Source organism: Ignicoccus hospitalis KIN4/I (genome assembly GCF_000017945.1).
Classification (GTDB): Archaea; Thermoproteota; Thermoprotei_A; order Sulfolobales; family Ignicoccaceae; genus Ignicoccus; species Ignicoccus hospitalis.
In genome coordinates this window covers 863,421-883,743 of the sequence record NC_009776.1, presented here as the reverse complement: position 1 = coordinate 883,743, position 20,323 = coordinate 863,421, and the positions used below count along the sequence as shown (strand labels likewise).

General features: G+C 55.2%; 19 protein-coding genes, 3 tRNA genes and 1 pseudogene. 10 read left to right on the top strand and 13 right to left on the bottom strand.

Translation table 11 applies throughout. The features are described from left to right. Positions 1-32: 32 nt before the first annotated feature. A complete protein-coding gene (cysS, locus tag IGNI_RS05100; RefSeq protein ID WP_012123134.1) occupies positions 33-1,427 on the top strand; it encodes a cysteine--tRNA ligase in 1,395 nt (464 codons plus the stop codon). A 142-nt stretch (positions 1,428-1,569) separates the two neighbouring features. Here cysS and IGNI_RS05095 read toward each other — a convergent pair. After that, positions 1,570-1,657 (bottom strand) — tRNA-Leu (locus IGNI_RS05095). A gap of 79 nt (positions 1,658-1,736) precedes the next feature. Here IGNI_RS05095 and IGNI_RS05090 point away from each other — a divergent pair. The 3 genes from IGNI_RS05090 to IGNI_RS05080 all read left to right on the top strand — a co-directional run bounded on the left by IGNI_RS05090 (position 1,737) and on the right by IGNI_RS05080 (position 4,042). Then, a tRNA-Asn gene (locus tag IGNI_RS05090) sits at positions 1,737-1,812 on the top strand. Between the two features lie 176 nt (positions 1,813-1,988). Further along, a complete protein-coding gene (gene serS, locus IGNI_RS05085; protein WP_012123133.1) occupies positions 1,989-3,365 on the top strand; it encodes a serine--tRNA ligase in 1,377 nt (458 codons plus the stop codon). 53 nt (positions 3,366-3,418) lie between these two features. Then, a complete protein-coding gene (locus IGNI_RS05080) occupies positions 3,419-4,042 on the top strand; it encodes a TATA-box-binding protein (RefSeq protein ID WP_012123132.1) in 624 nt (207 codons plus the stop codon). On the opposite strand, the gene IGNI_RS05075 is transcribed toward IGNI_RS05080, so the two are convergent. Continuing rightward, positions 4,039-4,392 (bottom strand): Rpb4 family DNA-directed RNA polymerase subunit, encoded by a 354-nt coding sequence (locus IGNI_RS05075; protein ID WP_012123131.1) that lies wholly within the window; start codon positions 4,390-4,392, stop codon positions 4,039-4,041. The two genes, IGNI_RS05080 and IGNI_RS05075, sit on opposite strands and share 4 nt — an antisense overlap. Before the next feature lie 449 nt (positions 4,393-4,841). Here IGNI_RS05075 and IGNI_RS07915 point away from each other — a divergent pair. Beyond that, a pseudogene (locus IGNI_RS07915) lies at positions 4,842-5,351 on the top strand (HAD-IB family phosphatase); the annotation flags it as partial. A gap of 60 nt (positions 5,352-5,411) precedes the next feature. Here IGNI_RS07915 and IGNI_RS07910 read toward each other — a convergent pair. Together IGNI_RS07910 and IGNI_RS05065 are read right to left on the bottom strand one after the other, a co-directional pair. Further along, positions 5,412-5,873: a phosphate-starvation-inducible PsiE family protein gene (locus IGNI_RS07910; protein WP_052570193.1), complete on the bottom strand. Its 462-nt coding sequence runs from the start codon at positions 5,871-5,873 to the stop codon at positions 5,412-5,414. A gap of 53 nt (positions 5,874-5,926) precedes the next feature. Continuing rightward, entirely contained in the window at positions 5,927-6,508 is a 582-nt protein-coding gene (locus tag IGNI_RS05065; protein WP_012123128.1) for a hypothetical protein, read from the bottom strand. Between the two features lie 92 nt (positions 6,509-6,600). Between IGNI_RS05065 and IGNI_RS05060 the strand changes: the two genes are divergently transcribed. Next, complete coding sequence (locus tag IGNI_RS05060) at positions 6,601-7,800, top strand: isopropylmalate synthase (protein ID WP_012123127.1); 1,200 nt, start codon at positions 6,601-6,603, stop codon at positions 7,798-7,800. On the opposite strand, the gene IGNI_RS05055 is transcribed toward IGNI_RS05060, so the two are convergent. From IGNI_RS05055 to IGNI_RS05030, 6 genes are read right to left on the bottom strand one after another with little or no spacing between them, the layout of a single operon-like run. Next, a complete protein-coding gene (locus IGNI_RS05055) occupies positions 7,778-8,809 on the bottom strand; it encodes an isocitrate/isopropylmalate dehydrogenase family protein (RefSeq protein ID WP_012123126.1) in 1,032 nt (343 codons plus the stop codon). The two genes, IGNI_RS05060 and IGNI_RS05055, sit on opposite strands and share 23 nt — an antisense overlap. A 39-nt stretch (positions 8,810-8,848) precedes the next feature. Next, positions 8,849-12,004, bottom strand: coding sequence for a binary toxin-like calcium binding domain-containing protein (locus tag IGNI_RS05050; RefSeq protein ID WP_012123125.1), 3,156 nt, complete (start codon positions 12,002-12,004; stop codon positions 8,849-8,851). Positions 12,005-12,051: 47 nt separating this feature from the next. Then, positions 12,052-12,690 (bottom strand): archaeal proteasome endopeptidase complex subunit beta, encoded by a 639-nt coding sequence (gene psmB, locus IGNI_RS05045; protein ID WP_012123124.1) that lies wholly within the window; start codon positions 12,688-12,690, stop codon positions 12,052-12,054. A 45-nt stretch (positions 12,691-12,735) separates the two neighbouring features. Beyond that, positions 12,736-12,927, bottom strand: coding sequence for a 50S ribosomal protein L37e (locus tag IGNI_RS05040; protein WP_012123123.1), 192 nt, complete (start codon positions 12,925-12,927; stop codon positions 12,736-12,738). A 4-nt stretch (positions 12,928-12,931) separates the two neighbouring features. Further along, a complete protein-coding gene (locus IGNI_RS05035) occupies positions 12,932-13,153 on the bottom strand; it encodes an LSm family protein (RefSeq protein ID WP_012123122.1) in 222 nt (73 codons plus the stop codon). 48 nt (positions 13,154-13,201) lie between these two features. Further along, positions 13,202-15,391, bottom strand: a complete 2,190-nt coding sequence (locus IGNI_RS05030) for a DEAD/DEAH box helicase (RefSeq protein WP_012123121.1) — start codon at positions 15,389-15,391, stop codon at positions 13,202-13,204. Positions 15,392-15,480: 89 nt separating this feature from the next. Between IGNI_RS05030 and IGNI_RS05025 the strand changes: the two genes are divergently transcribed. The 3 genes from IGNI_RS05025 to pstS all read left to right on the top strand — a co-directional run bounded on the left by IGNI_RS05025 (position 15,481) and on the right by pstS (position 17,423). Further along, a tRNA-Met gene (locus IGNI_RS05025) sits at positions 15,481-15,590 on the top strand. 21 nt (positions 15,591-15,611) lie between these two features. After that, the gene (locus IGNI_RS05020) at positions 15,612-16,280 is read left to right on the top strand and encodes an MBL fold metallo-hydrolase (RefSeq protein WP_012123120.1); all 669 of its coding nucleotides are present in this window, start codon (positions 15,612-15,614) and stop codon (positions 16,278-16,280) included. A 102-nt stretch (positions 16,281-16,382) separates the two neighbouring features. Further along, positions 16,383-17,423, top strand: a complete 1,041-nt coding sequence (gene pstS / locus IGNI_RS05015; RefSeq protein WP_012123119.1) for a phosphate ABC transporter substrate-binding protein PstS — start codon at positions 16,383-16,385, stop codon at positions 17,421-17,423. Between the two features lie 50 nt (positions 17,424-17,473). Here pstS and IGNI_RS05010 read toward each other — a convergent pair whose 3' ends face one another. The 3 genes from IGNI_RS05010 to IGNI_RS05000 are packed head-to-tail and all read right to left on the bottom strand — an operon-like array spanning position 17,474 to position 20,043. Beyond that, positions 17,474-17,866, bottom strand: coding sequence for a cupin domain-containing protein (locus IGNI_RS05010; protein WP_012123118.1), 393 nt, complete (start codon positions 17,864-17,866; stop codon positions 17,474-17,476). A gap of 36 nt (positions 17,867-17,902) precedes the next feature. Further along, positions 17,903-19,297: a hypothetical protein gene (locus IGNI_RS05005; RefSeq protein WP_012123117.1), complete on the bottom strand. Its 1,395-nt coding sequence runs from the start codon at positions 19,295-19,297 to the stop codon at positions 17,903-17,905. 32 nt (positions 19,298-19,329) lie between these two features. Continuing rightward, positions 19,330-20,043, bottom strand: coding sequence for a hypothetical protein (locus IGNI_RS05000; protein WP_012123116.1), 714 nt, complete (start codon positions 20,041-20,043; stop codon positions 19,330-19,332). A 64-nt stretch (positions 20,044-20,107) separates the two neighbouring features. On the opposite strand from IGNI_RS05000, the gene IGNI_RS04995 reads away from it, so the two are divergent. After that, entirely contained in the window at positions 20,108-20,320 is a 213-nt protein-coding gene (locus IGNI_RS04995; RefSeq protein WP_012123115.1) for a hypothetical protein, read from the top strand. Positions 20,321-20,323: the final 3 nt, after the last annotated feature.

Here is a 20,323-nt window from a genome sequence, read left to right as displayed (position 1 = left end):
AGCGCCGCCCCCTTCTCGCGAGGGGTCCACCCTTGCTGAAGGTCTTCAACACGTTAACTAGGAGGTTAGAGGACTTCAAGCCTTTGGAGCCCCCTCTGGTTAGGATGTACGTCTGCGGTCCGACGGTTTACGACCACTCTCACATAGGCCACGCGAGGACTTGGGTGGCGTTCGACATAATTAAAAAATACTTAAGGTTGAAGGGTTATAACGTGATCCACGTTCAGAACATCACCGACATAGACGACAAGATAATAAACAGGGCGAGGGAGCTCGGCGTCAGCTGGAAGGAGGTAGCGGACACCTACACGAACGAGTACTTCGAGCTCATGAAAAAACTAAAGGTCTTCCCCACCGTCCACCCGAGGGTCACAGATCATATAGACGACATAATAGAGTTCGTTCAAGACTTGGTGGACAAGGGCTACGCGTACGTCACCCAGAGCGGGGTCTACTTCGACGTCGACAAGTACCCCTACTACGGCCAGCTCTCCGGGATAAAGGACAAGAAGATGTGGAGTCAAGAGGAGTTCGTCAAGGACAAGAAGAACCCGTACGACTTCGCCTTATGGAAGTGCGCCAAGCCCGGAGAACCTTGGTGGGACAGCCCTTGGTGTAAGGGCAGGCCGGGGTGGCACATAGAGTGCTCCACTATGAGTAGCAAATACTTGGGTAAGCAGTTCGACGTTCACGGCGGCGCTAGGGACTTGATCTTCCCGCACCACGAAAATGAAATAGCTCAGAGCGAGGCTCGCTTCGGCGTCAGGCCTTGGGTGAAGTACTGGCTCCACTCCGGCTACTTGACCGTCAAAGGGGAGAAGATGAGTAAAAGTTTGGGCAACATAGTGCCGTTGAAGGACGTGTTGAAGAGCTTCGAGCCGGAAGTAGTTAGGTACTGGCTGTCGTCCGCCCACTACCGCACGGAGCTGGACTTCTCGTGGGAGAGGCTAGAAGAGGCCAAGAGGAGCTTAACTAGGATGAGAATGACCGTCGACGAGTTGAGGAAGATAGTTAAAAAGGAGAGTCCAAAGGGCAAGCTGGACGAGTGGGAAATAAAGGCCATTTACGAAGTCTCGAAGATTAGGAATGAGTTTTACGACGCTATGGACAACGACTTCAACACCCCCGAAGCGTGGGCGGCCGTGAGGGAGGCGTTGAGGTTGGGCAACAAGGCCATAGAAGAGGGGAGTTGGGAAGTCTCCTTAGCCGTCTTAGAGTTCGTCAACGAGGCCGACAAGGTCTTTGAGGTCTTCGAAGAGAGGGTCCACGAAGGGGTTGAGCCGTTCATAGACTTGCTAGTTGAAGTGAGGAGCAAGCTGAGGGAGATGAAACAGTGGGAGCTGGCCGACTATATAAGGTCGAAGCTGGACGAGCTCGGGGTCAAGCTGTTGGACAAGGGCAAGGAAACGGAGTGGCGTTTCGCGTGATGAAACCTTGGCCGGGCGATCGGTGAGCGGATAGGTCACGGGGCCTGAACCCCTTAAGCATTAACCCTTTCCTCGCTCGCCTCGGACGCATGAAGGAACTGCGCGAGGTGGCCCGTCAAGGGCGAGGAGTTTGGGAGCTCCTTGGTGCCGGGGGTGGGATTTGAACCCACGCAGGCCTACGCCATCGGGTCCTAAGCCCGACCCCTTTGGCCAGGCTCGGGCACCCCGGCTCGGGGGACGCTGGGGCCCTAGGGGTTATGAACCTTTTTCGAAAAATTTATTAACCAGTTAGAGTCTCCCTCCCCCGGAGCCGGGGTAGCTCAGCTGGTAGAGCGCCGGGCTGTTAACCCGGTGGCCGGAGGTTCGAGTCCTCCCCCCGGCGCCACAACAATTTTAAGCCCCATCACGCTCCCTCCTTCGGAACCCCGGTCCCGCGCTTAGTAGCCCCGAGTCCCGGGGTCCGATGGGCGCGGGGCGGGTCACTCCCGGCCCAACCCCTTCTCCCCTCTTCAAACTTAGGCCCTATATTACGCCCCACGTAAGGACGTCGGAGAGCCCGAAATGCCGTGGAGCGTCTTGGAGGCGCTGAGGAACAACCCAGAGCTCCTAATAGAGTCCATGAAAAAGAGGTGCAAAGACCCCCAACCCGTTTATGAAGCGATAAGGGTGGACGAGGAGTGGAGGAAGACCCTCCAAGAAGTGGAGAGGCTACGCCACGAACACAACAAGATAACCCGCGAAGTCGCTAAGGCTAAGGACAAGGCCGAGAGGGAAGCACTAATAAAAAAGGCGAAAGAGCTATTGGCATTGAAGGAGGAGCTTGAGAAGAAGCTGAAGGAGTTAGAGGCCAAGAGGGAGGAGATCCTCCTCTCCTTGCCGAACCTCGTCCACCCCTCCGTCCCGGAGGGGTGCGACGAGGACCACAACGTGCCCGTCCGCTTCTGGGGGAAGCCGAAGGTCTGGAAGGGTCACTTGGAGGAGTTCGAGAAGCAGACGAAGAGGTGGGGGTTCGAGGTAGAACACGAGGTAGTAGAGGAGAAGCCCGTAGGCCACGCGGACATGCTGGAGAAGGTGCTGAGGCTCGGCAACACCTACAAGGCCGCCCAAGTGGCCTCCTCCCGTTTCTACTACCTCTTCAAGGACCTCGTCTGGCTGGATTACGCACTAATGATGTACGCTATGGACTTCTTGAGCAAAAAGGGCTTCGTGCTCGTGGAACCGCCCTACATGGTGAGGTACAAAGTGCTGAGGGGCGTGATAGACGTCGAGACCTTCAAGGATGCAATATACAAGATCGAGGGAGAAGACTTGTACTTGATCGCCACCTCTGAACACCCCCTAGCTGCCTACAAGATGGAAGAGATAATAGACGAAAGCGAGTTGCCCATAAAGTTGGCCGGGGTGAGCCCTTGCTTTAGGAAGGAGGCGGGGGCCGGGAACAGGGACTTAAAGGGTATATTCAGAGTTCACCAATTCCACAAAGTTGAGCAGTTCGTCTTCTCCAAGCCGGAGGACAGCTGGGAGGTCTTAGAGGAACTGATAAGGAACGCGGAGGAGCTCGTCAAAGGGCTGGAGCTCCCCTACAGGGTGGTAAACGTCTGCGGGGGCGAGCTCGGCAGCCCCGCAGCCAAGAAGTACGACTTGGAAGTTTGGTATCCTGCCCAAGGCAAGTATAGGGAGCTCGTAAGCGCCTCCAACTGCACGGACTGGCAGAGCTACCGGTTGAAGATAAGGTACAGGATAAAGGGAGGGAAGAAACACGACTTCGTACACACTTTGAACTCCACCGCGCTCGCAACTACGAGGACAATAACGGCCATCTTAGAGAACCATCAACTGCCGGACGGTCGCGTGAGGATTCCGAGGGCTTTGAGGAAGTACTTGGAACCCTTCGAAAGCGCGCCCAAAGACTACATAGAGCCGTGGACCGGGATCTAAACGAGCAAAGAATATTTAAACCCTTTAAAAATCCTTAAAAAGCGGGTCTCACTTTGTCTCTCGACGCTGAAGCGAAGCCCAGTATAAAAATAGAAAACATCGTAGCCACGGTTTCCATAGACCAAAACATAGACCTAGAGAAAATTGAAAAGGAATTCGACAGCAACGTGGAATACGACCCGGACCAGTTCCCGGGCCTCATATTCCGGTTGGAAGAGCCGAGGGTTACGGCCCTTATATTCAAGTCCGGTAAGATGGTGGTTACCGGCGCGAAGAGCACCCAAGAGTTAATAACAGCAGTTAAGAAGATATTCTACATCCTCAAGTCGAAAGGTATAGTGAGCGGCAAGGTAAGGCCGCGCATTCAGATACAGAACATAGTGGCCTCCGCCAACTTGGGTGTGGAGGTCCACCTGGAGAAGGCGGCCTACTTGCTGGAGAACAGCATGTACGAGCCGGAGCAGTTCCCGGGCCTCATATACCGACTGGACGAGCCTAGAGTGGTCTTGCTCTTGTTCTCCTCGGGTAAGATGGTGGTTACCGGCGCGAAGAAGGAAGAAGAGGTTAGTAAGGCAGTAGAGAAAGTGTTCCAGAACTTAAAGGAGAAGGGCTGTATAAGGGAGCCCGAGGTAGACCTAAGTGTAGAAGAAATGTTAGGCGAGGACGAAGAACTTTAAGAGCTTAGGAGTTCCCTCACTTTTTCCACTATTTGTTCCATCTCTTCCTCGCTCAGTTCCAAGTCTGGAACTACGCCTAACACCACCTTCAAGAAGTCCACTTCGGTTGGGCACTCGTTTTCTATCGCGACGCGGGCTTCCTCTTCGAGGCCCATTTCCTTCAAGAACTCGTCTAACTCCCTAACTTTGTCCAACGTGCACTTTATCACTAGCCTCAAGTGTCTCACGCTGTTCGTTATCGCCGTGTACTCCATCTTGCTCGCGTCCGGTCCCAGCTCCTTCCACCTCTTCTCTAGCATCACCAGAGCTTCTGTGTTCGATATGTACCTCGCCTCCAACTGCTCCTTCAAGTTCTCCCCCGCGGGTCGGCCCGGGGGGGCCCTTTTCCGTTTCCTCCCTTATCTTGTTCAGCCGGATCCACTTGTTTATCTTACTGTTGAGCTTGTAGACGTAAAAGCCGCTCTTTACTTTCACTTTAAGGACCACGCCGGCGTTGATAAGCTGCGTCAAGTGGAAGTTAACGTAACTCTCGTCGCCGTCCATCCCGTGCTCTAACAGCGCGTTGCGGAGGGCCTCCCAGACCACGCCTCTCCTAGACCTACTCAAGTACAGCACCATCGCTAGCCTTGCCGGGTGTCCCAACGCGGCGAAGGTCCTAGCCACCTCTTCTAACCCCAACTTCCCCTCACTTACAGTAGCTTCCGGCCCTCCCCTTTCGAGCGGGAGGAAGGGCGTTTCCCAGAAAACACCTTTCGAGGGCCAGGACGAAGGGTTTGAAGGGTTGAAGTATAGAGCTACCGTGTTCGACGTGGACGGCGTGCTCCTAACCTTTAAGAGCAGCTGGGAGTTCGTCCACAAAAGCTTGGGGACGTCCGGATCCTTGGATGATATGAAGAAATACTTTCGCGGCGAAATAAGTTACGAGGAGTGGTGCAGGAGGGACTGGGAGAGGTGGAAGTCCGCGAAGAAGGACTTGACGAGGGAGGACGTGTTAAGAATTATGGAAAGAGTAGTGGATTACGTACACCCCAACGCCGCCAACTCGGTCAACTTGGTTAAGCGAAGGGGGATGGCAGTGGGCCTGCTCAGCGCGGGGCTGGAGGCCAGCACGGCCAAGGTGGCCGAGCTCCTCGGGGTCCACTTGTGGCTGGCCAACCCTTGCTACGAGTGCAAGCCCGTCGTGGAGCCGAAGAACAAGGCGCTGGGATTGAAGAAATTATTGGAAAAATTGGACATAGGGCTAAAGGAGGTAATATATGTGGGCGACAGCTTGATAGACGTGCCGGCAATGCTCGCGTCCGGCTGCTCCATAGGCGTGAGGGACCCTCAAATCAAAAAGTTCTCTACCGTTTGGATAGAGGACCTAAGCCTATTTGAGGAGGCTCTCCTTCAGTGCGTCAACCACCCTAGCTCTGTTAAGCCCCAGCCAGACGAAGAACAGCATAAGTATCGCTATGGCGAAGGAGAGCACTTTGATTGGGTCGGGCTTCTTGATCTCGACTGATATTAGCTCCCTCAGTAGCGATAGCATGCCCACCTCCACGGCTATGCGCAAGTAGTCGTAGGAGCTGGTATACCTAGCCACCACTATTTGGAGGACGTCTATAATTATTAGGGTTAGCAAGGTTATGTCCAACAGCTCCACTATTGCCTCCTTGGTGACCGCGAAGCCCTCGCCGCTCCCGCTTATGTGGATGAAGTCCTTGGCGAGCGTCTGGCCGAACCACAGGAGCGAGAGGAAGGTGAACGCCGCCGTTAACAGTATCAGCATTATTTCGAGTGCCATTACTATGTATTCGAAGTACTCGCTGGGTATCTTGATGCCCCCCAACGTACCCCCGCCTGGACGGGGAACTGCTATTTTAAAAAGTACTTAGAGCTCGATCATGGAGGTACGAGCTTCGAAGCTAACTCTTTAGCCTCCTTCAATAACCCCTTGATCTCCTCGAGGCTCGAGGCCTCGAAGACTCCCCGGACCTCCAGCCTCACGCTGTACTTGCCTCCGTGTTCCTCCACCTTCGCCTCGAACCTATCTCCCTCTACTATTACCTTATCCTCCGAGAGCTTCACCTCCGCGAAGTCGCCCACTACCTCTTCGACGGCCTTCTTAACCATGTCCAGAACGTTGGTAACCTTTTCGACCTCCCCGCCCTTCTTTAGTTCTTCCAGCGCCCTCTCGACCGCTTTTACTATCTCCTCGTCGTCCTTGTAGGCTTCTTTGGTCTTTTCTAGGATCTTTATGAGGGCCGCCCTAGCCCCCGCCGCGTCAAAGAGTTCGACGACCTCTTTCCAGAGCGGCGATTGGAAGAACTTGACCAAGTTCTTAGGGTCACCCCCGAATGCGCTGAAGTTGTACTTGTTCTCGGCCAGCTCTAGCTTCTTCCTTATTTCTGTCAATATCTGCACGGGTATTTCGAACTCGAGCAAGGTGGGGTTTACTATCTGCCTCAAGAAGTCCTTCGGCAACTCCTATCTCCCTTGATGGAGCAGAGCGTTGGGTTATGAGTGGAAAGCGCGCGGGTAGTTTTATAACGTCCTCGGGAGACCCGCGTTAGGAGATGCTTATTGTTGAGGGCGTAAGGATAGCGGAAGAGCTGGAAAACCTCCCCAAAGAGGTACGCATTTTTGATACCACCTTACGTGACGGCGAGCAGACCCCCGGAATAAGCTTCACCAAGGAACAGAAGCTGATGATCGCGAGACAGCTCGCGAAGCTAGGAGTAGCGAGCATAGAGGCCGGCTTCCCGGCAGTGTCCCAAGGCGAGTTCGAGGCGGTTAAGGCGATTGCCCGAGAGGGACTGGGCCCGGAGATAGTGGCCCTAGCTAGGGCGAACAAGAGGGACATAGATAAGGCTCTGGACGCCGACGTGGACGCGATCCACGTGTTCATAGCAGCTTCGGACATCCACTTGAAGTACAAGCTTAGGATGACCAGAGAGGAAGCCCTCAGGAGGGCCGTAGAGGCGGTGGAATACGCGAAGAGCCACGGGGTGACGGTGGAGTTCAGCCCCGAGGACGGCACCAGGGCAGACCTCAACTACCTCTACACTATGGTTGAAGCCGTAGTGGACGCGGGGGCGGACAGGGTGGACATACCCGATACCGTAGGAGTCATGACGCCCACCAGGATGAAGTACCTAATAAAGTTCATACTGCCGGCCGCCAAGGGGAGGATAGTCAGCGTCCACTGCCACAACGACTTCGGCTTGGCCGTAGCGAACAGCATAGCCGGCATAGAGGCCGGCGCCAGGCAAGCCCACGTGACCGTGAACGGGATAGGGGAGAGGGCCGGCAACGCCGCGCTCGAGGAAGTGGTGGCTGCCCTAGAGTTCTTACTGAACGTGAGGACCGGCGTCAACACTAAGCTGCTCTACGAGACCAGCCTGCTGGTGTCCAAGATAACCGGCATACCGATACCTCCTAACAAGCCCATCGTCGGCGAGAACGTCTTCAGTCACGAGTCCGGCATACACGTGCACGGGGTGATCAACAACCCGTTCACCTACGAGCCCATACAGCCGGAAATGGTCGGCCAGAGGAGGAGGATCGTGCTCGGCAAGCACTCCGGCAGGCACGGCGTTGAATACGCCCTCAAGACCCTAGGCTACCCCACGGACCCTGACGTGGTCCTAAGGGTGTTAGACGAGGTTAAGAGGCTCGGCGACATGGGCATTAGGGTTACCGAGGACAAGCTGAGGGAGATCGTAGAAAAGGTCTTAGAGGAGAGGGAGAGGGCTAAGGAAGCTGCAACCTCTTAACGACCTCTTCTGCGAACTCGAAGGTGCCGTAGTTCCCGCCCAAGTCCGGCGTCTTTACTCCCTCTGACAAGGCCTTCTCTATCGCCCTCTGAAGCGCAGCGGCCGCTTCCGCCCCTTTGGGGAGCCCCTTCTTCCTCTCTAACCACTCCAACATCATCGACGCCGCTAGCATGGTCGCCGTAGGGTTGGCTATCCCCTTACCCGCTATGTCGAAGGCCGCCCCGTGGACCGGCTCGAACAGCGCGCGCTCCTCGCCTATGTTGCCGCTGGGCGCCAAGCCCAAGCTGCCGACCACTTGGGCCGCCAAGTCGGAGAGTATGTCCCCGAAGACGTTCGGAGTCAGCATTACGTCGAACCTCTCCGGCCTTCTGACCAACTCCATAGCGGCCGCGTCCACGTACATCTCGTCTACCTCAACCCCCTCAGCCTCCAAGACCTCCTTCGCGACGTCTCTGAAGAGCCCGCACGTCACCCTCATTACGTTAGCCTTGTGTACTATAGTTACTTTGTTCCTACGGGCTTTAGCGTACTCCGCGGCGACCTTCGCCACCCTCCTCGTCTCCCTCTCTGAAGCCAGTCTGAGGCCCACCGCGACCTTGTGGCCCAAGGAGGTCTGGGGCAAGAGGTTCTCGGCACCAACGTAAAGGTCCTCTATATTTTCCCTAACTATAATTAGATCTACATTTTCCTTAAGTGCGGGGACTCCGGGCAAGACCTTCGCGGGCCTTATGTTGGCGAAGAGGTCCAGCTCCCTCCTCAACCTAACTATGACGTCCGCTGCCGTCTCGCCGACGGGGCCCTTGAGTATAGCGTCCGCTCGTAGGAGCCTCTCGTAGCTCTCCTTAGGGAGGGCCTCGCCGTACTTCTCCTTAGCTCTGTCGCCCGCCTCCACGAAGACGAACTCCAGCGGCAGTTTGAAAGTTTCCCTTATCTTTTCGAGCACCTTAAGGGTCGCGCCCACGACCTCGGGGCCTATACCGTCGCCCTCTATGACGGCAACGGTTACCATAAACACCTACCGGGAGTGTAGGAGGAGTAGGGACAAAAATCATTTCGTGGGGACAATCAACAGCTTGAAGCCCACCGTGATGGACGCCACGTAGGCCCCCGCTTCCCTGGGAGACACGTTGCCGGCGAACAGGTCCGTCTTCAACGGTATGACCACTACGCTGGTGGCGTTCCTGAGCACCGGCAGCTTCAGCGAGCCCAGCTCCACGACTTCGTCGTCCTCCTTCCAGTAGACTTGTAGCTCGGTGGGGACGGACTCGCTGGTACCGTTGAAAGTAACGTTCTTCATTACGGGTTTTACGTAAAACCTCAGCGTCCTCGCCCCGAACACGGGGTTAACGTCCACTACCTCCACGCTTCCGTCCTTCTCGAAGAACAGCGCTACGTCTATAACCGCGTACGGCTTATGGTCATCTAAGTCGTAAGTGTAAGTTATCACGTGCTTGTAGACGCTCTCCGTAACTGAGCTCCCGGGGGCGCCCACGGAGGCTTGGAGCTTGTTCAAATATTCGAGAGGTACGTTGTACACTTGGTAGAGCGACACCGTTACCACCAGCCTCACGTCGCCCAGCGGTGCTGCGTCCACGGAGTCCCAAACGCCGTCCCCGTCTGTATCGGGGTTAAGCGGGTCGGTGTGGTAGACCTCGACTTCGAGGTAGTCGGTCAGCTTGTCGCTGTCGGTGTCGGGGTTAAGCGGGTCGGTACGGTAAACCTTAACCTCTTGGTAATCTGTTAAGCCGTCGCTATCGGTGTCCTCGTCGAACGGGTTAGTCTTGTAGACCTTAATCTCCTCGTAATCGGTTAGCTTGTCGCTGTCGGTGTCGGGACTGAGCGGGTCGGTGTGATACACCTTAACTTCTTGATAATCTGTCAGCTTGTCGTCGTCGCTATCCGCGTTAAGCGGGTTAGTCTTGTGCTCCTCTACTTCCTCGTAGTCCGTCAAGCCGTCCTTGTCGGTGTCGTTGCTTAGAGGGTTGGTGTGGTAAACCTTAACCTCTTGGTAGTCGGTTAGCTTGTCCTCGTCGGTGTCCGCTAACGTAGGGCTCGTGTGGTATAGCATCACTTCCTCGTAGTCCGTCAAGCCGTCCTTGTCCGTGTCGTTGCTTAGAGGGTTGGTACGGTATTTCATTATCTCCTCGTAATCGGTTAGCTTGTCCCCGTCCGTATCAGGGTTCAGGGGGTTGGTGTGGTATATCACCGTCTCCTGGTAGTCCGTCAAACCGTCCTTGTCTGTGTCGGACTTGAGCGGGGAGGTGCCTATGGTGACCTCTTGGTAGTCGGTTAAGCCATCTCCGTCGGTGTCGGTATTCAGGGGGTTAGTGCCGTATATTCTGACCTCTTGGTAATCTGTTAGCTTGTCGCCGTCCGTGTCGACCTTAAACGGGCTGGTGTTGTACTTTAGGACTTCCTCGCCGTCCGTTAGGCCGTCCTTATCGGTGTCGTTAGAGAGGTAGTCGGTGTGGTACTTCATTATCTCCTCGTAGTCGGTCAAGTCGTCGGCATCTGTGTCGGGGTTAAGCGGGTCAGTGTGGTAAACCTTAACCTCTTGGTAATCTGTCAAGCCGTCCTTGTCGGTGTCGTTGCTTAGAGGGTTGGTGTGGTAAACCTTAACCTCTTGGTAGTCGGTTAGCTTGTCCTCGTCGGTGTCCGCTAACGTAGGGCTCGTGTGGTATAGCATCACTTCCTCGTAGTCCGTCAAGCCGTCCTTGTCGGTATCGGGGGCGAGAGGGTCTGTGTGATACACCTTAACTTCTTGGTAGTCGGTTAAGCCATCTCCGTCTGTATCGGGATTAAGCGGATTGGTGTTGTACTTTAGGACTTCCTCGCCGTCCGTTAGGCCGTCCTTATCGGTGTCGTTGGACAAGGGGTTGGTCTTATAGTAAGAAAGCTCTTGGTAGTCGTCGAGGCCGTCTCTGTCGGTGTCAACCCTCAGCGGGTCAGTGTGGTAGACCTTAACTTCTTGGTAGTCGGTCAGGCCATCTCTGTCCGTATCGTTGCTAAGCGGGTTAGTGCCGTAGTCCAAGACCTCCTCGCCATCTGTTAGGCCATCGGCATCTGTATCGGGGTTAAGCGGGTTAGTCTTGTAGATCTTAACTTCTTGATAGTCCGTTAGCTTGTCCCCGTCCGTATCAGGGTTCAGGGGGTTGGTGTGGTAGAGCGAGACCTCCTCGTAATCGGTAAGCCTATCTCCGTCGGTGTCGTTGGACAAGGGGTTGGTCTGGTAAACCTTAACCTCTTGGTAATCTGTTAGCTTGTCTCCGTCTGTATCGGGGTTAAGCGGGTTAGTCTTGTAGATCTTAATCTCCTCGTAATCAGTTAGGCCGTCGCCGTCGGTGTCAGGCTTCAAGGGGTCTGTGTGATACACCTTAACTTCTTGGTAGTCGGTTAAGCCATCTCCGTCTGTATCGGAGTTGAGGGGGTTGGTGCGGTAAGTGAGAAGCTCCTTCCCGCTTGGGAGTCCGTCGCCGTCCGGGTCCGTGGAGGTCGCGTTCAAGGAGAAGTAGGCGAAAGCGCCGTCGTTGGAGAACGCCTCTACAGAGGCGACCGGCTTCGTAGGCACGAGGTACAGCGTAATAGCCTTAGTGTCGTTTGCTCTAATTATCCTTACAATGTTGTCCTTAATGATTGCTACGCCTACGCTCGGGACCGCCGAACGGGCCTTTAGACCCTCTAGGTAAACCGTTACGGAGGTAGGCTTATACGCCTCTATGTACAACGACGTCTCGAAGGCTTCTCCATCGTAAGCAGCTTTGAGGAACTTAATCACGTCCTCGGTACTGTTTAGAGCTAGCTCGGTGAGCTCACTCGAGGCCGTACACATCATTATTGGTTCCGTCATATTAATTACCTCTAAAGTAAACGCTATTTTTCTCTCATCTACAACTTCTCCCTTGTCGTTGACTAGCTCAACTGTTATAGCGCCGCAAGGGAACTTGTACCTCAGCTCCTTGAGGGGCAACTCCAAACCTATAGTTCCTTTGGTATAGGCCATCGCTACGTAAGCCTTAGAAGAAACCAAGCCGCAAGCGTCTACTCGCACCGTGAGGGAGGTCGCGTTTATCGTTATTACGGGAACGGGGACCTCGAACTTGGGGTAGTTAGCGGAAATAACACAGCTCATCGCAGTTGGAACTACCAGCTTCTGCGCCAAGGCCGCCGCCGCTAACGTCAGTAAGAACGCCAACACCTTCTTCATAGCTTAATGCCCAGAACTCCTCCTCAGAGGAGTGAAAAACCTATTTCTTACGGGCGCACAAGCCTTATTACATCACCTAAGCGGTAATGGCGCATTGTGATGCCGTTCCGATCGATGACTGCGACGTCTATGCCCTCGCCGGAGGCGGTGTCCCTCCGAGTGGCCGCGAAGACCGCGCGCACTGCTAAGTTCACCAGCTCCTCTAAGTCCATATTGGGGTTGTACTCAGCCTCGATGACCCCAACGGCCATCGGAGAGCCGGAGCCGGTGACTAAGAACTCCTCTTCAGCTACCGTCCCGAACCAGTCCAAGCTGTAGAGCCTGGGGGCGGTGTCAAAGCCGCCCACTAGCAGTTGAACTATGTAGGGGTAGAAGCGGGCCGAGTGGAGCACGTTCGATAAGAAGGTGGCCGCGGCCTTAACGCTCATTCTCTTTTTATGGAACAGCTCGTAGTTCTTCACTTCCATCCTCAACACGTCCGCGAGCACTTGAGCGTCTGCTACGAGGCCGGCCGTGGTCATCGCCATGTAATCGCTGATCTTCACTATCTTTTCCACCCTCTTGTGGACTATGAAGTTCCCCGCAGTGGCCCTCTTGTCCGCCGCGAGGACGACCGCCTTTTCGGACCTTATGCCGACGGTCGTAGTGCCCTTTAGGGCCCTCGCCACCTTCTCGTCTACGCTCAACGCGTCACACCTTCCGGTTGCAAGGAATACGGAAAGAACTAAAAGTTACTTGAGCCTAACGCGGGTCCAAGACTTCTTGTTCTGCCAGCTGTAGCGCCTCATCCTCTTAGAGCGCCCGAAGCCGCAAGCGACGCAATACCCCTTCCTAACGTTGAACGAGTGTCTGCCGCACCTCCTACACCTTATGTGGGTCTTGCCCTTGTTGTGCTTGCCGAACGAGGGAGTGCCCTTGCTCATGGCCTCACACCTCCACTGGAGATACGAAGACTACGCCGTCTCCTCTGATTAATATTGTTCCTAAGGGCCTCGTCTGGTCTTCCCTGACCTCCTCGGCATCCTCCAAGACTATGTTCAAGTGCATGTCGAAGGTCTTCAGCCTCCCCCTGACCTTACCGTCCCTCAGTTTGACTAGTACTATCTTGCCTATTGCCTCTGCCATCACCTTGTGGGCCGTGTCCGCCATATGACCTCCCGGACCGCCTGCGAGCTACGTTTTAAATCACATTCGCGCTCAGTTCTTCTCCTTCAGAAATTGTTTAATATCTTTAACCACAATTTTCCACATGTCTTCAGTGCGGTAAAGGGACATGCGGGCCAGCCCTTGCCTATAAAATATCCCTCCTGCCTCCCGGTCGTCGTCCCAGACGTCAACTACTATGCCCACCTCCTTGCCGGGGTAGGGCCTCGTGACCCTCCCGACCCTCTGGAGGGTGCGCGTCTGCGACCTCCCCCCGGCCGCCAAGACCAATGACCTAAGCGGCGGGAGGTCCAAGCCCTCGTCGGCCAAGGTGGTAGCAACTACCACGTCCAAGTCTCCCCTCAAGACTGCCCTCAGGACGGACTCCCTCTGGGAGGAGCTCTCCTTGCCGGTCAGCACCGCACACGAGAGGCGCTCCGACTTTATGGCCTTACACAACTCGTGTGCGTGTTTTACCTCTTTTACTAAGACTAGTACTGGCTTCGGCAGCTTCTTCACTACCCTCGCTATCTGCGCGTTTCTCTCGGAGTCATAGAATATGTAGTTCTTCAACTTGACGTACTTCTGAGCGCCTTGTAGACCTTCCAACGCCTTGAGGTCCTCGCGGTCCACGGTTACCTTCCTCTTTAACATTATTATTTCCACCGGAACCAAATACCCCTTCTCTATCAGCTCCGAAGAGGTTATCCTCTTAGGGACCACGTCCCCTATCAACGCGTAAATTAGAACGTCCTTTCCGTCGTCCCTCCAAGGGGTAGCCGAGAGGCCTAGCCTTAGCGACCACGGGTTGGCACGCACCACTTCGGAGACCGTGCGGGCGGGGACGTGTTGTACCTCGTCCACTATCACCAAGCCGGCTTTCATGTACTCTTCGAAGAGCCTCTCTGCCTTGTCGTCGCTCAGCTCAGCGTAGTCCATCCTTATCTCCTCGTCCACGTCATCCTTAACCTCTTTGGCCTTCCCGACCTTAACTAGCGCCCTATAGAGGGTTTGCACCGTACAAGCCACCACGGGTTCCCCTACTTGGAAGTTCTCTGAGTCCACCAGCCCCGCGCTTAATCCGTACTTCTTAAACCTCATTACAGCTTGAACGTTCAAGGTTCTGTTTAAGCTTAAGAAGAAAACCTTCCTCACCTGCCCGCTCTCCAGAAGAGTCTTCGCTACGGCTACTGCCATTTCCGTCTTCCCGGCGCCCGTGGCGGCTTGGACGGTCGCCGCCCCTTGAACGGCGAGCATCTTCAGCGCTTGGGATACCGCGACTCTCTGGTAGTCCCGTAAGAAGTCCGCATTGGGTTCCAAGGGTAAGTCTGCATATAACTTATCGACGTCCACATTCAAATGCCTAAGCAGTCTAATCAATAAGCCTCTAAAAGTTCTGATGTAGGCAGAACCGTCCTCTAAAGTTATCTCGTAAAGCCTGGTAAGCCTCCCCTCTCTGACCAGTTCCCCCGCGTAGTTCGTCCAGCGGTACTCACAATAGCTGAGGGCGTTCTCCCTCCTCTCTCTTTCTATCTCTGGAGACTCTACGTCGCAGTCCTCGTAAGGGGCGAGCTTCGTTTGCAACTCTTCCGCCTTCTCCTCGCTGACCTTAACGACAACAGAGTTCCCTAAGAACAGTGGGTACCCTTGCTCCCTCCTCTGCGAGGCAACGAGGGCGGTCGAGGAAGTCGCCTTAGCGGCCACATCTTGGGCCAAGGTAGCCGGCAAGCGACCGAAGGGGGGCAAGTAGAAGCGTCCTTTGTAATATGGAGCCAGTTCAACCAATCTAAAGAACAACTCTTTGTCCTTCTTTGTTCTGAACTTTACTAATAGTGATATATCCTTAGCTAGCTCGTTTATAATCGCCGACCCCTCTAGGAAGGCCGCGTCCACGTCATCGACGTCCAGCTCCACTGGAACCGGGCCTTCCTCAGTTACCAGCTCGAAACGTGCACCCATCTCTTTAAGGACCGTTACGGCTTCCGTCACCGTTTGGTAGTCCCTCAGGGCGGGCCTCACGACCCAAGCCTTGAGCTCCGGGTCCCAACGCGCCCCCAGCCCTTCCTTTACAATCCTCTTAAACTCGTCAAAGTTCTCCAAGCTGTATGCCTTTTTTATTAGTAAATAGTAATTCATATTTATGTCTTCCTTCAACAATAGAGACGGGTCCCCCCGCAGCACGGCCGCTATCGCTGGAGGGTCCCAGAGCAACACTAGCGCAGCAACCCTCTCGGGCTCGGCCATCTCATTGGACCTTCTAGCCGGCGGCTCCCCTCCTTAATCAAGAGTTGATAGCAAAACTTAAAAGATCCATAACGCCCGTTCTCCGGAGAGCCGCCGTAGCTCAGCCGGGCAGAGCGCCGGGCCCATAAGGTCCGGTACGCGAGAACCGAAGGCTTGGGAGACCCGGTGGCCCGGGGTTCAAATCCCCGCGGCGGCACCACCCAAACCTCGGGCGAAAACTATGGTCCCTTACCTCAAACTCCACGTCGTCGTGGACAATGAGGCCAGGCCTCCTTTCGTCGGGAGGTGGGGGCTGTCCATCTACCTCGAGACGCCCTCTTGGAAGGCCTTCTGGGATGCCAACAGCGATGCGAGGGCAGTCAAACACAACGCTAGGTTACTCAATGTACCGCTCGAAGTCGACTACTTAATCTTCAGCCACAGACACTGGGACCACACCGGCGGGGCGGAAGCGATAAGGGCTAAGAAGGTGATAGCTCCCGACGACCCGCTCTTCCCTATACCCACCGCCGAGAGGGTGCCGGGGCCCCTCAAGCTGGACGATGGCCTCTATTTGTCCAGAACCTTGGAGGCTGAAGGTATCAGGGAGAGAGCCCTAGTCGTCGACGTGAAGGGGTACGGCCAAGTAATGCTCGTGGGCTGCAGCCACCCCGGAGTGCACATGCTCTACAGAAGCGTCGTGGAGGACTTCGGCTTCCGCCCGAGGGCAGTCATTGGGGGCTTCCACCTAGCTAGCAAGCCCAAGAAAGAGGTGGACTCTGTACTACACGCTCTCTACGCCCTGGGTGCCGAAGAGGTTCACCCGATACACTGCTCCGGCAACTATGCTAAGGCCTTAGCTAAGAGTGATTTAATGACTGGAAGCGTGTTAGTCTATGGAAATGTTTAAAAATGGTCGTATCCCCGTTAGAGAAGGCAGATCGATGGTGTGATTAACGAAATCTATTTAACCACGCATTTTTCACTAACCCACGAGAAAGTGGGATAAGAGATGAGGACTGCATTAGTAGCTTCGCTCTTGTTGAGCCACGCGGTCATAGCCGCTTCCCTCTACGGGAGCGGCTCGACCTTCGTCTATCCCTTCGTATCCCTCGCAGCGTACTACTACAAGGCAGCCCACGTAACGTATCAAGGCGTGGGCTCTGGGGCCGGCATAGCCAACTTGCTGAACCACCTAACCGACTTCGCCGGGAGCGACGTGCCTATACCGAAGGAGAGGTACGCCCCACTTCTCTTTGAGGGGAAGCAAGTTGTACACGTACCAGTAGTGGCGGGCTCCGTGGTAGTGATATACAACGTACCCGAGCTAGGGAACAAGGTACTCAAGCTGGACGGGGAAGTGCTGGCGGAAATTTACATGGGTAAGATAAAGTACTGGGACGACCCTAGGATAAAGGCGCTCCAAGACCCCGAGGTGGCCGCGAAGCTCCCCCACAAGCCGATAATAGCCGTTCACCGCTCCGACGCCTCTGGCACTACAGCCGTCTTCACCAAGTACTTGGCCAAGTCTTCGGCGGAGTGGAACGCTAAGATAGGTTCCCATTTGGTGATAAACTGGCCCGTTGATAAGGTGGGAAGGGGCATCGGCGCCCCGAAGAACCAAGGAGTCGCCGCGACCGTCAGTAAGACGTCCTACAGCATAGGCTACGTGGAGTACGCCTACGCAGTCCAAGCGAAGCTCCCCACCGCCGCCCTGAAGAACGCTGAGGGTAACTTCGTGCTGCCCACTCCGGAGACCATAAGCGCCGCCACCGCCGGCGCCGCGAAGCGCTGGATATGCGTGCTCCACGCCCCTTACTTCTACGCAGACTCGCTGGTGCTGGCCCCGGGCAAGGACTCCTACCCCATAGTGGCGACCCCCTACATAATCTTCTTCAGGGACTCTCCGAAGCTGAAGCAGATAGTAGACTTCGTCAAGTACTTGCTCAGCGACGAGCTTCAAAAGGCCTCCATCAAGATGGGCTATGCGCCGCTGTCCAAGTCGTTCAGGCAGCAGCTGCTGGCCGAGCTTGACCAACTGCTTAGGAGGTAAGGCAAAGGCAGTAAGATTAAAACTGAAAAGATAAAGTAGAAAGTTTTTCCCTAGAGGTCCTCCGGCTTCCTCTTCCCGGCGTAAGGGTCCTCCACCCTTACCCTCTCGTCCAAGGGCTGCGTGGAGACCTCTATTAGGCGGACGTCTTCTAAGGCGACGAGCTGGTGGACGGTGTAAGGCTCTATAGTCACTGCCTGGCCCTCCTCCAGCACGTACTCCTTATCCCCGCTTCTAACCAAGAGCTTCCCCTTGTCCACGTATATCGTTTCCTTCTTCACCTTGTGATAGTGAACGCTAGTCGAGTACCCCTTCCTTATTTCGAGGATTTTGCCGCCGTACTCTGGCTCGTTGGCTATCCATATCTCCCTTCCCCACGGCTTTTCTACGACCTTTGCCTTCGCTATGTGCGAGGGGAGGACCGCCTTTAGGGTCTCTTGAGACAACTCGGACGTACCCGTTAGCGCAGTACAAAGCGAAGGTTATTTGTTGAGGAGTCTCCTCCGAAGCTTGAGCTTTATCTTTAGGCGGTTTATTATCTTCTTCCTTTCCTCCGCGGCCCGGCGCTCGTGCTGAGAGATTGCCTCTCGTAACTCTTCCGGGCCTCCCCAGACCTCATTGCCGCTTTCGTCTACAGCGTGGTAAGCCGTTTTGTCGCCGTCCGTGGACACGACCATAATGCTCCACTTGTTGTCCCTCAAGTAGGGTATGGTAACTAACACCTCGTCGGAGGATGGGGCAGCCCACCGGACGGAGAAGTGCTCGGCCACGAGCTCCGGTATCTGAGTGTAAGCCCTCACCCCTTCCAAGCTGCCCTCTCCCAGCAGGAGCAAGGGGACCCTCTCCGGCGGCCTCCTAAGGGGGACCAGAGGGGGGTGGCCGCTGAGGCAATCCTCGCCGAAGTACTCCGGGTGGTCAGAAGTTACTATGACCGTCCAGCCCTCGGGGACGAGTTCCTCCTCAAGCCGCTTCACGAAGCTCGCGAAGAGCTTTACGCACTCCTCGTAAGCAGTCCTCAGCTTTCTGAAGATGCCCTCGTCCTCAAGGACATCCCTTATGACGTCGCACGTTCGGTAATACCGAAGCAATCTCTCCAAGGAGTCCACTTGGTACAGCTTCAGCAGCTCCCCCACGTGTACGTTAAAGCTCCAAGTGAGCATGTGGAGGTCCAAGGCGTGCCGGAACTCGCCGCAAGAGTACTCGCCGTGAGGAGTGAAGGCGTGGAAGTAGACGAACCAATCGCCCTTGAGCTTCTTCAGTTTGTATATAGCGACCTCTGCCATGTCCTCGTAAAGGTGCCTCGCTGGGAAGTTTCCAGCTTCAAATATTATGCCCTTCTTCCAAGGCAAAACGTCTATTATCGTGTTCAGCAATGCCATCTTGCCCAGGTTTCTATACCTCTTAGTGGCTACGGTCGCCAGACGCCAAGAGACTGCCAGGATTGCTCTGCTTACGTAATCTAATCGCAATCTAGTTGTGTTCGCCAAGTCTTCCACGTCAAACGGGGGAAGGCTCAGCGGGGGGCTGTCGAGCTGGCTGTATACCATGGTACGAACGCCGGCCTTCCTCAAGGCGTGTACCACGGACTCCTCAGCCAACAGCTTGGACAAGGTGGGAATGAAGTTGAAAATTCCGAAAGTGGCAGAAGTGTCCTTTAGAGTCTCTATCCCGGCGAACCTTAAGACCGTCATGGGGTTAAGCTCCGTAGGCCAGAAGACGTGGGTGAGGTGGCGCCCGAAGAGGAGGGAAAAGGTGGCGCCGGGCGTCTGGGAATAGGCCGGCACCAGCTCCTTGTACTCCGAGGCCTTAGGTACGTAACGCTTAAACGAGTCGGCCCTCAGCGAGTCCCCAACTAGGAGTAGCAACTTCCTTTCCACTTACCGGCCCTCTCGGGGGTCCCGGAGGAAGCTCAATAAAGCGCGCGCAGCGCGCTCACCGCTGCTCCGATCAAGAGCAAGAGGACCGAGTACTCGTCCCTTATTCTTATTTTCGAGTGGAGCTTCTTGCTCGCGTAGCTCCCCAAGGCCGCGCCCGCGGCCATCGCGAACGACGGCGCGGGCCTCGGGCAGAGGGAGGAGCCGCAATAGCCTATGAGGGAAGTGAGCACGGGTAGAGCCTTTATCACTGGTAATGACATCAACGCCTCGCTTAAACTAACGCCCATGGATTTTTGTAATATAACTAGTGCTAGGCTCAAGCCTCCGCCTACCATAACTTTATCCAAAGAGACTAGGAGCGATAACAACAACGTGGCCTTTAGGTCGGGCTTTAGGAAACCCTTATCCATAGCTACCATTATAGCTACTGTCAAGAACAGCGATAACGAATACAGCGCCAAGGCGTCTTTGGTCTTCAAAGCTTTCAATCCGAAAGGGAGTATTACCGTCATTACTGATGTAACTAGCAAGAACAAGAACAGTTGACTGGGCACTTTAAGCTTCCGTATTATCAAGTACGCCGGCACGGAGGTCAGAGCTTGGGCTGCCAATATTGTCGGCACAACCTCCCTCGGGTCGGCGCCGAGCGCGCTGACCAGTATGAGCGAAGAGGTCAAGCCGAAGCCCAAGGCCAGCGTCTGGTCCAACAACGACGAAACCAAGCCGACGACGAACCACTCCCACATGGCTTTCGGGCCTCGCCTCAAAATCAGCAGATTAAAGGGCGTTCGATCGGGGGCGGGGAAGCGGGTGGAGTGGAAGGAGGTGAAAGTACCAGTTACGCTTTACAACAGACTAAGGGAGTTAGCCGCGAAGACCGGCTTCGAGGACCCTAACACCCTCCTCATCCACCTCCTAAGGGAGGCCTTGGCCAAGTTAGAAGAGGAGGTGGAGGAGGCAAACATAAGCGAGGAAGAGAGGAAGGAGATCATAGAAAGGCTGAGGAGCTTGGGCTACTTGTGAGCG